Here is a 12318-nt window from a genome sequence, read left to right as displayed (position 1 = left end):
CATGTTCCCGAGGGTGACCGCGAAACCGGCTAGGGCATCGAAAAACTTAGGCATCAGTTCTCTCCCTGGCTTTCTCCTTGCTGGCCGTGGGTAGCGGCGGCACCGGGAAGGCGCTCGCCTCGACGGCCTGCTCCGGGATCTTCCGAACATTGCGGGCCCGCAACGCTCGCCACAGTGCGACGGCCAGAAGCATTGCCAGCACGACGCCGACGGTGATGAGCCCGCTGGCCAATCCGGTATATCCCTGGGTCCGCAGGCTGTCCATGGTCGCGACGATCGCGATCCAGACCAGCGACACCGGAATGAGGATCTTCCAGCCCAGCGCCATGAATTGGTCGTAGCGCAGCCGCGGCAGGGTGGCGCGCAACCAGAAGTACAGGAACAGGAACACCCACACCTTGGCGGTAAACCACAGCAGCGGCCACCATCCGGTGTTTGCGCCATCCCAGATGTTGATCGGCCACGGGGCGTGCCAGCCACCGAGGAACATCGTAATGGCCAGTGCCGAGACCGTGGTCATGTTGACGTATTCGGCGAGCATGAACATCGCGAACTTCAGCGACGAGTACTCGGTGTGGAAGCCGCCGACCAGCTCGCCCTCGGCCTCGGGCAAATCGAATGGCGCGCGGTTGGTTTCGCCCACCATCGAGGTGACATACACCAGGAACGACGGCAGCAGCAGGAACACGTACCAGGTGCCGTCCTGGGCGGCCACGATTCCCGACGTGGACATGGTGCCGGCGTAGAGGAACACCGCGGCGAACGACAATGCCATGGCGATCTCGTAGGAGATCACCTGGGCGGATGACCGCAACCCGCCGAGCAGTGGATAGGTGGAGCCCGACGCCCAGCCGGCCAGCACGATGCCGTACACGCCGATCGAGGTGACGGCCAGGATGTAGAGCACCGCGACCGCGAGGTCGGTCAGTTGCAGCGGGGTGCGGTGTCCGAACACCGACACCACCGGCCCCATCGGAATGACGGCGAACGCCATGAACGCGGGGATCACCGCGATGATCGGCGCCAGCAAGTAGACGGGCTTGTCCACGCCCGCCGGGATGAGGCCCTCCTTCAGCCCGAGCTTGAGCCCGTCGACCAGCGACTGCAACAGGCCCTTCGGGCCAACCCGGTTGGGGCCGAACCGCATCTGCATCCGGCCGAGCACCTTGCGTTCGATCAGGATGGCCGCCAGTACGGTCAGCACCAGGAACACGAAGATCCCGACCGCCTTGGCCAGGATCAGCCACAGCGGGTCGTGGCCGAACGCCGAGAGGTCCGTCACGGTTCTGCCCGCCCTATCGAGACCACGGCACCCGACGTCACACCCAGCTGCTGGTGTACCGCCGAGCCCGGTGAGTTCAGTGGCAGCCACACCACCCGGTCATCCATGTCGGTGATCGCCAGGGGCAGTATGACCTCACCGCGGTCGGTACCGACCGTGACCAATTCCCCTTCGGCGACGCCGATCTCGGCCGCGGTGGCCGCCGACAGCCGCGCGACCGGTTCGCGGGCCGTACCGGCCAGGTATGGTTCGCCGTCCTGCAGTCGTCCGGCATCCAGCAGCATCCGCCAGCCGGCCAGCACAGCCTTACCCTTCGCGGGTTGTGCGCCGCCGTCCGCAGCCACGTCGGGTGGGTTCGGCCGCGGGCCGCCCCACCAGCCGAGCCGGGCCAGTTCCTCGCCGGCCGCCGCGGCGGTCGGCAGGCCGAGGTCGACTCCGATCTCGTCGGCGAGCGTCTGCAACACCCGCAGATCCGGTGCGGCATTGCTGTCCAGCGACGGCTCGAACGGCCGAATCCGGCCCTCCCAGTTGATGAATGAGCCGCCCTTCTCGACCACCGGAGCAACGGGGAAAACCACATCGGCCAGGTCGGTGACCGCGCTTTCGCGCAGCTCCAGGCTGACGACGAAGGGCGCGGCATCGATCGCGGCCAGCGCGGCGTCGGGGTCGGGCAGGTCGGCGGGCTCGACCCCACCGATCAGCAGCGCGCCCAGTTCGCCTCGGCCCGCCGCGGCCAGGATGCCGGTGGTGTCACGGCCGACCGCGTCCGGCAGGTCAGTAGTGTGCCAGGCAGCGGCGGTCTGCTCGCGCGCCGCGGCGTCGGCAATCGGCCGCCCACCGGGCAGCAGGTTCGGTGACGCACCGGCTTCCAGCGCGCCGCGATCACCGGCGCGTCGCGGCACCCAGGCCAGCCGGGCGCCGGTTGCCGCCGCCAATCTGCTTGCCGCAGAAAGCGCTCCGGGAGCAACCGCCAGCCGCTCGCCGACCAGGATCACGGCACCGGGCTGGCTCAGCAGCGGTTCTTCGGTGAGGCCGTCGAGCGCCGCCGCTTCGCCACCTGGCGCGGTACGGATGAGCCGGCCGGACATCTTCGAAACACCACGGGTGACGAACGGCGCGATCGAAAGCACCTGCACACCGTTCTTCCGTGCGGCCTTGCGCAGCCGCAGGAACACGATCGGGGATTCCTCTTCCGGCTCGAACCCGGCGAGCAGCACCGCGGGCGCCTTCTCCAGATCGGCGTAGCTGACGGCCATCGTCTGGCCGGCGACATTGGCCGCGAGGAACTCTTCCTCCTCCGCGCTGTGCGGCCGGAACCGGAAGTCGATGTCGTTGCTGTCCAACACCATCCGGGCGAACTTCGCGTACGCATAAGCGTCCTCAACCGTCGACCGGCCGCCCACCAGCACACCAGCCCGGCCGCTCGCCGCCGCCAGCCCGGTCGCGGCCACTCGTAGGGCTTCCGCCCAGGACGCCGACCGCAGCTTGCCATCGTCGTCGCGGACCTGTGGCGTGGTGATGCGGTCGCCGACCGTGGCGTAGGTGAACGCCCAGCGCCCCTTGTCGCAGTTCCACTCCTCATTGACCTCGGGGTCGTCGCCGGCCAAGCGGCGCATCACCTTTCCGCGGCGATGGTCGGTGCGTTGTGCGCATCCGGACGCGCAGTGTTCACACGCGCTCGGACTGGACACCAAATCGAACGGCCTGGCCCGGAACCGGTATGCGGTGCCGGTCAGGGCGCCCACCGGGCAGATCTGCACGGTGTTGCCGGAGAAGTAGGACGAAAGCGGCTCGCCGGGCGCGATGCCGACCTGCTGCAGCGCGCCACGCTCCAGCATCTCGATGAACGGATCCCCGGCGATCTGCTCGGAGAACCGGGTGCAACGCGCGCAGAGCACGCACCGTTCCCGATCCAGCAGCACCTGGCTGGAAATCGGGATCGGTTTGGGGAACGTGCGTTTGACGTCGGTGAAGCGCGTCTCCGCGCGGCCGTTGGACATGGCCTGATTCTGCAGCGGACACTCGCCGCCCTTGTCGCACACCGGGCAGTCCAGCGGGTGGTTGATCAGCAGCAGCTCCATCACGCCCTGCTGGGCGGCGTCGGCGGCCTCGGACGTGTACTGGGTGCGGACCACCATGTCGGGGGTGGCCGTGATGGTGCAGGAGGCCATCGGCTTGCGTTGGCCCTCGACCTCGACCAGGCATTGCCGGCAGGCCCCCACCGGGTCCAGCAGCGGGTGGTCGCAGAACCGCGGGATCTCGATGCCGACCAGCTCCGCTGCCCGAATCACCAAGGTGCCCTTGGGCACCCTTACCGGCACGTCGTCGATGGTCAGGTTCACCATCTCCACCGCCGCCGCCTCGGGTGCCGGTTCGGTAACCGTCATCAGGCACCCACCCCTTCGGTCGCCATCAGCGTCGAGGCGTGTGGATCGAACGGGCATCCGCCGTCCAGGTGCTCGACGTACTCGTCGCGGAAGAACTGGATCGATGACAAGATTGGACTGGCCGCGCCATCACCCAACGCGCAGAACGATTTTCCGAAGATTGTGTCGGAGATATCTAGCAGCTTCTGGATGTCCTCTTCGGTGCCGTGGCCGGTTTCCAGCCGCTCGTAGATCTGGCTCAGCCAGTACGTGCCTTCCCGGCATGGCGTGCACTTGCCGCACGACTCGTGCGCGTAGAACTCGGTCCACCGCCGCACCGCCCGCACCACGCAGGTAGTCTCGTCGAAGATCTGCAGTGCCTTGGTGCCCAGCATGGAACCGACCCCGGCCATGCCTTCGTAATCCAGTGGCACATCGAGATGTTCGGCGGTCAGCAACGGGGTCGATGAGCCACCCGGCGTCCAGAACTTGAGCGAATGTCCGGCGCGAATCCCGCCGGCGTACTCCAGGAGTTCACGCAGGGTGATGCCCAGCGGTGCCTCGTACTGGCCAGGATTGGTCACGTGACCGGACAGCGAGTACAGAGTGAAACCGGGCGACTTGTCCGATCCCATCGACCGGAACCAGTCGATCCCGTTGAGCAGGATCGGTGGGACGCTCGCGATGGACTCGACGTTGTTGACCACCGTCGGGCAGGCGTAGAGCCCGGCCACCGCGGGGAACGGCGGCCGCAGCCGGGGCTGGCCGCGCCGGCCCTCCAGGGAATCCAGCAGCGCGGTTTCCTCGCCGCAGATGTAGGCGCCGGCGCCGGCATGCACGATCAACTCCAGGTCGAAGCCCGAACCGGCGATGTTTTCGCCGAGATAGCCCTCGTCATAGGCCTCGGCGACCGCGGCCTGCAGCCGCCGCAGCACCGGGATAACCTCTCCGCGCACGTAGATGAATGCGTGGTGCGCCCGGATCGCATACGCGGCGATGATCGCGCCCTCCACCAGAAAGTGCGGCGTCGTCAGCATCAGCGGAATGTCTTTGCAGGTACCGGGTTCCGACTCATCGGCGTTGATGACGAGATAGTGCGGTTTGGCGGCAGGATTGATGTCGGCCCCACCTGTCTGGTCGCTCGGCGAGCCTCGCTCCTGCGGAATGAAGGACCATTTCGTGCCGGTGGGGAACCCGGCACCGCCGCGGCCGCGCAGGCCCGAATCCTTCACCAGCGTGATCAACTCGTCGGGATCCATCTTCAGCGCCTTGTCGAGCGCGCGGTACCCGTCGTGCCGGCGGTAGGTGTCCAGTGACCAGGGTGCTGGATCATCCCAGTAACGGCTGAACACGGGGGTCAGGGGAGTAACAGGTGCCATGTCAGTCGCGCGAATCCTCAGGTGCGGGCGGTGCTTCCATGCCGAGTTCGTGGGCGACGCGCAGTCCGGCCAGTGTGGCGGTGGGGACTTGCCCGTCCGCGGTGACCGGGCGGTCATCGGGTAGGCCCGCCAGGGTGCGGGCGGTCTCGCGGAACGTGCACAGCGGCGCGCCACGGGTCGGCACGGGTGGCTGGCCTGCACGCAGCGCGTCGACGAGATCGCGTGCGGTGGAAGGTGTCTGGTTGTCGAAGAACTCCCAGTTGACCATCACGACGGGGGCGTAGTCGCAGGCGGCGTTGCACTCGATGTGTTCGAGCGTGACGCTGGCCTTCCCATCTTCGGAGTCGGTGGTTTCGCCGGCGTGGATGCCCAGGTGGTCCTGCAGAGCGTCGAGGATGGCGTCGCCGCCCATGATCGCGCAGAGCGTGTTGGTGCACACCCCGACCAGGTATTCGCCGGTGGGATTGCGCCGGTACATGGAGTAGAAGGTGGCGACCGCGGTCACCTCGGCATCGGTCAGGCCGAGCTGGGCGGCGCAAAACCCGATGCCGGCCTTGGTGAGGTAGCCGTCTTCGGACTGCACCAGGTGCAGCAGCGGCAGTAGCGCCGACCGGGACCGCGGGTAGCGGGCGATGATCTCCCGTGCGCTGGCCTCCAGTCGCGCTGTGACGTCGGCGGGGTAGGCAGCCTCTCCGCCGATCGGCGGGCCGGCTTCGTCGGGCCGTTGGCCCAGCTCGATGAACACCGGCGAGCCGTTCGGGGACGTCATCTATCCACACCGCCCATCACCGGGTCGAGGGAGGCGACCGCCGAGATCGCATCGGCGACCATGCCGCCCTCACACATGGCCGCCACCGCCTGCAGGTTCGTGAACGACGGGTCGCGGTAGTGCACGCGGTAGGGGCGCGTTCCGCCGTCGGACACCATGTGCACGCCCAGCTCGCCGCGCGGCGACTCCACCGCGATGTAGACCTGCCCGGGCGGAACGCGGATGCCCTCGGTGACGAGCTTGAAGTGGTGGATCAGCCCCTCCATCGAGTGGCCCATGATCTTCGCGATGTGCTCTGGCGAATTGCCCAACCCGTCCGGGCCGAGCGTCAGATCGGCGGGCCAGGCCAGCTTCTTGTCGTCGATCACGACTCGGCCCGGGCCCAGCCGCTCGAGCTTGTCCACACACTGCTCGACGATCTTCAGCGACTCCCGCATCTCCTTGACCCGGATCAGGTACCGGCCGTAGGCGTCGCAGCCGTCGTCGGTGATGACGTCGAACTCGTAGTTTTCGTAGCCGCAGTACGGCTGTGTCTTGCGCAGGTCATGGGGAAGGCCGGTGGAGCGCAGCACCGGACCGGTGATGCCCAGCGCCATGCATCCGGCCAGATCCAGATAGCCGATGCCCTGCGTGCGGGCCTTCCAGATGTAGTTCTCGTTGAGCAGGTTCTCCAGGTCGCGCAGCCGCTTCGGCAGCAGCTCGAGCAGATCGCGGATCTGTGGCAGCGCTTCGTCCGGCAGGTCGGCGGCCAGACCGCCGGGCCGGATGTAGGCGTGGTTCATCCGCAGCCCGGTGATCGTCTCGAACACGGACAGAATCAGCTCCCGATCGCGGAAGCCGTAGAACATCGCCGACATGGCGCCCAGTTCCATCCCGGCGGTGGCCAGTGCCACCAGATGCGACGAGATGCGGTTGAGCTCCATCAGCAAGACCCGGATCACGTTGGCGCGCTCGGGAATGGCGTCGGTGACACCGAGCAGCTGCTCCACGCCCAGGCAGTACGCCGCCTCGTTGAAAAACGGTGCGAGATAGTCCATTCGGGTCACGAACGTGACGCCCAGGGTCCAGGTGCGGTACTCCAGGTTCTTCTCGATGCCGGTGTGCAGGTATCCGATGCCGCAGCGCGCTTCGATGATCGTCTCGCCCTCGATCTCGAGGATCAGCCGCAGCACCCCGTGGGTGGACGGGTGCTGCGGGCCCATGTTGACCACGATGCGTTCGCCGGCCTGCGCCCCTGACATTTCTCTGGCCGCCGCGACCACCTGGTCCCAGTCCTGGCCGCCGGCCATGATGACGGTACCGCCGTGCTCCGGCGGCGTATTCGGGGTGCTCATCAGCTGTAGGCCCTCCGCTCGTCGGGCGGCGGAATCTCTGCGCCGTGGTACTCCACCGGGATACCGCCCAACGGGTAGTCCTTGCGTTGCGGGTGTCCGACCCAGTCGTCGGGCATTTCGATGCGGGTCAGGGCGGGGTGGCCGTCGAAGATGATGCCGAAGAAGTCGTAGGTTTCCCGCTCGTGCCAGTCGGTGGTCGGGTAGACGGTGAACAGCGACGGTATGTGCGGGTCGGCGTCCGGCGCGGTCACCTCCAGCTGGACGCGACGGTTGTGGGTGATCGACAACAGCGGATACACCGCGTGCAGCTCGCGGCCGGTCTCGTGCGGGTAGTGCACGCCGCTGACACCCAGGCACAGCTCGAACCGCAGCCCTGGGTCGTCGCGCAGCGCCTGCGCCACCGCGGACAGGTGCTCCCGGCGCACATCCAGGGTCAGCTGGTCGCGATACACCACCACCCGCTCGACCGCCGCTGCGAACGCGGTTTCGCCGAGTGCGGCGGTCAGCGTGTCGACGACCTCGTCGAAGTAGCCGCCGTACGGCCGCGGCGAGCTGCCGGGCATCGCGACATCGCGGACCAGTCGCCCGTAGCCGGAGGTGTCGCCGGTGCCGGCGGGGCCGAACATGCCGCGGCGCACGCCGACCACTTCCTGGTTCTCGTTGCCGTCGGTGGGTTCCGTCACCTTAGTAAGCCCTTGAGTTCGATGGTCGGCGTGACCGCGAGCGCGGCCTGCTCGGCTTCGCGGACGGCTTCCTCGCGGTTGACGCCCAGCGGCATCTCCTGGATCTTGTCGTGCAGTTTCAGGATCGCGTACAGCAGCATCTCCGGCCGCGGCGGGCAGCCGGGCAGGTAGATGTCCACCGGAACGACGTGGTCAACGCCCTGGACGATGGCGTAGTTGTTGAACATCCCGCCCGATGACGCGCAGACGCCCATCGACAGCACCCACTTGGGCTCGGCCATCTGGTCGTAGACCTGCCGCAGCACCGGCGCCATCTTCTGGCTGACCCGTCCGGCCACGATCCTCAGATCGGCCTGCCGCGGCGTCGCCGAGAACCGCTCCATGCCGAACCGGGAGATGTCGAACCGCGGCCCGGCCGTCGCCATCATCTCGATCGCGCAGCAGGCCAGGCCGAACGTCGCCGGCCACAGCGAGCCCTTGCGGATGTATCCCGCCAGCTTCTCGACGGTCGACAGCAGGATGCCGCTGGGCAGCTTTTCCTCTAGTCCCACGGTGCTAGTCCCAACTGAGGCCTCCCCGCCGCCAGACGTAGACGTAGGCCACGAACACGGTGGCCATGAACAACAGCATCTCGACCAGCGCGAATACCCCGAGGCTGTCGAACGCCACGGCCCAGGGGTAGAGGAAGACGATCTCGATGTCGAACACGATGAACAGCATCGCGGTCACGTAATACTTCATCGGAAACCGCTGGCCGGCCGCCTGCGGGTTGGCCATCTCCGGCATCGGCTCGATGCCGCACTCGTAGGCCTGCAGCTTGGCCCGGTTGAAGCGCCTGGGACCGCCCAGCAGCGCGGCGGCCACCGAGAACACGGCAAACCCGGCCGCGATCGCGCCGAGAACCAATATTGGTACGTAAAGGTTCATCCTGTTAAAACGCGCTCCCTCGGGCCTTTGACGTGAGCTGACCCACAGCCTAGCGATGCGCTCGCTGCTAGTGCGCGGGTGCCCGCAGCAGCGACACCACGGCTTCGCCCAAACGGATCGGGTCAATGGGGTGCGGAACCGCGGCTTCCGCTTGCGACCAACTCGCCAGCCAGGCGTCGTCCGGCCGCCCGGTGAGCACCAGGATCGGTGGGCAGTCGTCGATCTCGTCCTTGAGCTGCTTGGCGATTCCCATGCCGCCGACCGGCGTGGCCTCGCCGTCGAGAATGACCAGATCGAAACCGCCCGCGTCCATCTGGGTGATGACCATCGGTCCGGTGGCCACCTCGAGGTAGCTCAGTTCCGGGAGGTCTGGGTGCACGCGCTTGCCCAGCGCCAGCTGCACCTGCTCGCGAGTCCTCGGATTGTCGCTGTACACGAGGATTCGCAGCGGCCGGGATGGATCGGGCATGGCCAGATGCTAGACCAGCCGGCTAACCCGCGGCGCGCCGGAACACCACATCGGCCGTCAGCTTGGCGGCGTCGGGGATCATGCCCACCAGGTTGCCGTCGACACCGAAGTCCTTGCGGTTGATCGCGGTTTGCGTCGTCAGCCGCACCGCGCCGTCGTCGAGCACCGCGACCTTCGCCCGCAACGGCAGTTCCGCGGTGGTGCCCTTGACGGTGAGATTGGCTCGCAGGTCGACGGTCTCGCCGTCGACGGCCTCGGCGCCGGTGACCACGACGCTGATGTCGGGATACTTCTCGACTTCAAAGAAATCCGCAGACCGTAGATGGTCGTTGCGCTTGCCGATCTTGGTGTCCACTGATGCGACCTTGATATCGACGCGCCCGAAAACCGTTCCGGGATCGGTGATTTGGCCGTCGCCGCTGAATTCGCTGTAACGGCCCTTCACCGGGGCCAGTCCCCACATCGACTTGGCCTTGAACCCGATGGTGGATTGCTCGGGGACGAGGTTATAGACGCCGATCGATTCGGCGCTGCCGAGCAGTTCTTGCAGTGTGGTCGTGGTCATAGCAGTGGCTCCACTTCTCTCGGGTCGAAGTACTCGTCGATTCGGCTGATCAGGCCATCGGCTCCCACCTTGATCACGATGCAGACCCGCATCGAGATCGATCCGCCGTTGCGGCCGGCGGCGTGCAGGATGTGCTGCTGGACGAATCCGCCGTCGAAGAACTGCCGGTCGAGGATCTGGTATCGGCGCTCGGTGGTGGCGTCGATGAACCACGAGATGACCTTCAACGCGCGCTCCTTGACCTGGTCCTCGGGTTCAGCGGACTTCCAGACCGCGATGTCCTCGCTCCACATCTGGCGCACCGCCGCGGTGTCACTGCGCTCGATGGCGGCGAACAGCCGATCGGCGACGTCGGTGATGGTGTCAACGGTGGGCATCCTCACGCCTCTCATTTGACGTCAAGCATTGTTGAGGTTGAACACTGGATTCCATGGATACCACCCCTACATTCTCCCGTTTCGACGATGCCTACAAGACCCGCACCGCTCCGTGGGTGATCGGCGAGCCGCAGCCCGCGATCGTCGACCTGGAACGGGCCGGGCGGATCCGCGGCAAGGTGCTCGACGCCGGCTGTGGAACGGGTGAACACACGATCCTGCTCACCCGGCTCGGCTATGACGTACTGGGCATCGACTTCTCGCCGCGCGCGATCGATCAGGCTCGCCAGAATGCCGCGACCAAGGGCGTGGACGCCCGATTCGCGGTCGCCGACGCGCTGAACCTCGGTGATCAGCCGCAATACGACACGATTGTCGACAGCGCGCTGTTCCACGTCTTCGACGCCGGCGACCGGGCGAAATACGTCGCGAGCCTGCACAACGCATGCCGGCCGGGTGCCATCGTGCACGTACTCGCACTCTCCGATGCGGGTCGCGGATTCGGGCCGGAGGTCAGCGAGGCCGACATCCGGGATGCATTTGTTGACGGCTGGGTGCTCGAAGCGTTGGACACCACCACCTATCGCGGCGTCACCCAGGAGGTGCACGTCGAAATCCTCGGTCTGCCGGTGGGAACGCCCGTCGATGAACCGGCTTGGCTGGCTAGGGCTCGTCGGCTCTGACCCCAACTGTGTCGTTTGTTGCGCCAAAACGCGAGAAAGTGCCGCAACAAACGCCACAGAACTCACGTCGCCTCGCCGTAACCGGGGTGGGCCACCGCGAGTCGGTGACCGACCAGTGTTCGAAGGCATGGCAGCACTTCGCCTGCCCTGCCGTCGAGTTCGCCGGCGCGGATGGCCGCAGCCAGGTGCGTTTCGTCGGTATAGCCCAGGTCGCTCAGCGCGGCGGTGACATCGGCGGCTGACTCGTCGAGCAGCTCGCGCTCGACGATGCGCAGCACATTGGCGGCCACCCGGGCGTGGAAGGAGACCGGCCCGTCGGTGGCCTCCCGTACGTCGGCGTCCAGGAAGTCGGCCACCGCGGCGACCAGCTCGGCGGCGGTGGGTCTGCCGTACAGCCCGCTCACCGGGGACCGCCTCCCTCCAGCAGATCCAGCACGTCCCATTCGGTTTCGCTGACCCGCCGCCCGATGGCGGCCAGCTCGACCGACGGGGTCTGGCCGCTCAGGTGCCGCTCCGCCTGGAAGCGGCAGATGACGCCCCAACGCAGCGTGGCCACGGTAAGCCACCAGCGAAACGCGTCGCGGTCGACGGCCGTGCCGGCGGCCTCCTCGTATGCGGACAGAAAACTCTCGACGCTGCCCAGACCACCCGCTCCGCGGTCCTCGGGCGCGCCGAACCGCCACGCCCGGATGCAGAACCACGCCAGGTCCTCGTAGACCTCGCCGATGTGCACCAGCTCCCAGTCCAAAACGGCCGCCAGACCGGAGTCGTCGACGATCAGGTTGCCCATCCGGAAGTCGCCGTGCACCAGCCGCGGCGGCGATGGCGGTGGCCGGTACGCGGTCAGCCGACGGAATGCCCATTCGAAGGTGGCGGTGGTGTCGCCCATCTCGTCGAGCCGGTCGCGCCACTCGCCGAGCTGATCGGCTTCCGTCAGGCCGATGCCGTCCGGATCGGCGCGGTGGATCGCGGCCAGCGCCTGGGCGCACTGCCGTAGCAGCCGGTCACGTCCTGCATCGTCGAGGGCGCGATGGATCCGTCTGACGATCGTCTCACCACCGATTGCGTTGCAGATCAGATATGGATTACCAAGTGCGGCAGGGGAATTGTCCGCCGCCAAGATGTGGGGAACGGGTGCTCCGGCGGCTGCCGCTCGCTGCTGGACGCGTGCCTCGAGTTCCATGCCCGCGTGCACGTCGTCGGGTGGGCCGGTGCGCAGGATCAGCGCCCGGCGTTGGTCCGCAATCGCGTCGAACGCCCACGTGGTGCGGCTCGCCCCGCCGGTCAAAGCATGTAGGTTCTCGATGCTCACATCGCCGATGACCGGCTGGAGCACGGCCGCGAGCTCTTGCTTCACTTGCGCCCGAAGCCGAACAGCCGCTGGGCGACCCGGCGGATCTGGATCTCCTCGGAGCCCTCGGTGATGCGGTAGCGGCGGTGGTGCCGGTAGATGTGCTCGAACGGCTGGTGGCGGCTGTAGCCGA

Annotated in this window: 15 protein-coding genes; 1 reads left to right on the top strand and 14 read right to left on the bottom strand. The window is 67.1% G+C overall.

What is annotated here, in order from left to right:
- Positions 1-46 precede the first annotated feature (46 nt).
- From nuoH to ACRDU5_RS22625, 11 genes are all read right to left on the bottom strand, one after another.
- Positions 47-1282 carry an NADH-quinone oxidoreductase subunit NuoH gene (gene nuoH / locus ACRDU5_RS22675; RefSeq protein ID WP_526617237.1) on the bottom strand — a complete coding sequence of 412 codons (1236 nt, stop codon included), beginning with the start codon at positions 1280-1282 and terminating at the stop codon, positions 47-49.
- The gene (locus ACRDU5_RS22670) at positions 1279-3669 is read right to left on the bottom strand and encodes an NADH-quinone oxidoreductase subunit G (protein ID WP_526617236.1); all 2391 of its coding nucleotides are present in this window, start codon (positions 3667-3669) and stop codon (positions 1279-1281) included. The genes nuoH and ACRDU5_RS22670 overlap by 4 nt, the downstream gene beginning before the upstream one ends.
- The gene (gene nuoF / locus ACRDU5_RS22665) at positions 3669-5027 is read right to left on the bottom strand and encodes an NADH-quinone oxidoreductase subunit NuoF (RefSeq protein ID WP_526617235.1); all 1359 of its coding nucleotides are present in this window, start codon (positions 5025-5027) and stop codon (positions 3669-3671) included. The genes ACRDU5_RS22670 and nuoF overlap by 1 nt, the downstream gene beginning before the upstream one ends.
- A gap of 1 nt (position 5028) precedes the next feature.
- Positions 5029-5796, bottom strand: coding sequence for an NADH-quinone oxidoreductase subunit NuoE (nuoE, locus tag ACRDU5_RS22660; protein WP_526617234.1), 768 nt, complete (start codon positions 5794-5796; stop codon positions 5029-5031).
- Positions 5793-7130, bottom strand: a complete 1338-nt coding sequence (nuoD, locus tag ACRDU5_RS22655) for an NADH dehydrogenase (quinone) subunit D (protein ID WP_526617233.1) — start codon at positions 7128-7130, stop codon at positions 5793-5795. Before nuoD ends, nuoE begins: the two co-directional genes overlap by 4 nt.
- On the bottom strand, positions 7130-7813 hold the full coding sequence (locus ACRDU5_RS22650) for an NADH-quinone oxidoreductase subunit C (RefSeq protein ID WP_526617232.1): 684 nt from the start codon (positions 7811-7813) through the stop codon (positions 7130-7132). Before ACRDU5_RS22650 ends, nuoD begins: the two co-directional genes overlap by 1 nt.
- A complete protein-coding gene (locus ACRDU5_RS22645; protein ID WP_526617231.1) occupies positions 7810-8364 on the bottom strand; it encodes an NADH-quinone oxidoreductase subunit B in 555 nt (184 codons plus the stop codon). Before ACRDU5_RS22645 ends, ACRDU5_RS22650 begins: the two co-directional genes overlap by 4 nt.
- A gap of 4 nt (positions 8365-8368) precedes the next feature.
- Positions 8369-8740 carry an NADH-quinone oxidoreductase subunit A gene (locus ACRDU5_RS22640; RefSeq protein WP_526617230.1) on the bottom strand — a complete coding sequence of 124 codons (372 nt, stop codon included), beginning with the start codon at positions 8738-8740 and terminating at the stop codon, positions 8369-8371.
- A gap of 67 nt (positions 8741-8807) precedes the next feature.
- Positions 8808-9209 (bottom strand): Rv3143 family two-component system response regulator, encoded by a 402-nt coding sequence (locus ACRDU5_RS22635; protein ID WP_526617229.1) that lies wholly within the window; start codon positions 9207-9209, stop codon positions 8808-8810.
- A gap of 22 nt (positions 9210-9231) precedes the next feature.
- Positions 9232-9774: a YceI family protein gene (locus ACRDU5_RS22630; RefSeq protein WP_526617228.1), complete on the bottom strand. Its 543-nt coding sequence runs from the start codon at positions 9772-9774 to the stop codon at positions 9232-9234.
- A complete protein-coding gene (locus ACRDU5_RS22625) occupies positions 9771-10151 on the bottom strand; it encodes a nuclear transport factor 2 family protein (RefSeq protein WP_526617227.1) in 381 nt (126 codons plus the stop codon). Before ACRDU5_RS22625 ends, ACRDU5_RS22630 begins: the two co-directional genes overlap by 4 nt.
- A gap of 53 nt (positions 10152-10204) precedes the next feature.
- Between ACRDU5_RS22625 and ACRDU5_RS22620 the strand changes: the two genes are divergently transcribed.
- Positions 10205-10834 (top strand): class I SAM-dependent methyltransferase, encoded by a 630-nt coding sequence (locus ACRDU5_RS22620; protein ID WP_526617226.1) that lies wholly within the window; start codon positions 10205-10207, stop codon positions 10832-10834.
- A gap of 62 nt (positions 10835-10896) precedes the next feature.
- Here ACRDU5_RS22620 and ACRDU5_RS22615 read toward each other — a convergent pair whose 3' ends face one another.
- From ACRDU5_RS22615 to ACRDU5_RS22605, 3 genes are all read right to left on the bottom strand, one after another.
- Positions 10897-11238: a DUF6285 domain-containing protein gene (locus ACRDU5_RS22615; RefSeq protein WP_526617225.1), complete on the bottom strand. Its 342-nt coding sequence runs from the start codon at positions 11236-11238 to the stop codon at positions 10897-10899.
- Positions 11235-12191 (bottom strand): phosphotransferase family protein, encoded by a 957-nt coding sequence (locus ACRDU5_RS22610; protein WP_526617224.1) that lies wholly within the window; start codon positions 12189-12191, stop codon positions 11235-11237. Before ACRDU5_RS22610 ends, ACRDU5_RS22615 begins: the two co-directional genes overlap by 4 nt.
- Positions 12188-12318: acyl-CoA dehydrogenase family protein (locus ACRDU5_RS22605; RefSeq protein WP_526617238.1), on the bottom strand; the 131-nt coding region annotated here is incomplete at its 5' end. The genes ACRDU5_RS22610 and ACRDU5_RS22605, both read right to left, overlap by 4 nt.

It is taken from the genome of Mycobacterium sp., from assembly GCF_050701515.1.
Taxonomy (GTDB): domain Bacteria; phylum Actinomycetota; class Actinomycetes; order Mycobacteriales; family Mycobacteriaceae; genus Mycobacterium.
The sequence above is the reverse complement of the archived record's forward strand: the minus strand, read 5'-3'. Positions and strand labels throughout refer to the sequence as shown.

Coding starts and splice junctions, on each gene's coding strand:
- ACRDU5_RS22670 (WP_526617236.1), bottom strand. CDS start 3,669: ATGACGGTTACCGAACCGGCACCCGAGGCGGCGGCGGTGGAGATGGTG.
- nuoF (WP_526617235.1), bottom strand. CDS start 5,027: ATGGCACCTGTTACTCCCCTGACCCCCGTGTTCAGCCGTTACTGGGAT.
- nuoE (WP_526617234.1), bottom strand. CDS start 5,796: ATGACGTCCCCGAACGGCTCGCCGGTGTTCATCGAGCTGGGCCAACGG.
- nuoD (WP_526617233.1), bottom strand. CDS start 7,130: ATGAGCACCCCGAATACGCCGCCGGAGCACGGCGGTACCGTCATCATG.
- ACRDU5_RS22640 (WP_526617230.1), bottom strand. CDS start 8,740: ATGAACCTTTACGTACCAATATTGGTTCTCGGCGCGATCGCGGCCGGG.
- ACRDU5_RS22635 (WP_526617229.1), bottom strand. CDS start 9,209: ATGCCCGATCCATCCCGGCCGCTGCGAATCCTCGTGTACAGCGACAAT.
- ACRDU5_RS22630 (WP_526617228.1), bottom strand. CDS start 9,774: ATGACCACGACCACACTGCAAGAACTGCTCGGCAGCGCCGAATCGATC.
- ACRDU5_RS22625 (WP_526617227.1), bottom strand. CDS start 10,151: ATGCCCACCGTTGACACCATCACCGACGTCGCCGATCGGCTGTTCGCC.
- ACRDU5_RS22620 (WP_526617226.1), top strand. CDS start 10,205: ATGGATACCACCCCTACATTCTCCCGTTTCGACGATGCCTACAAGACC.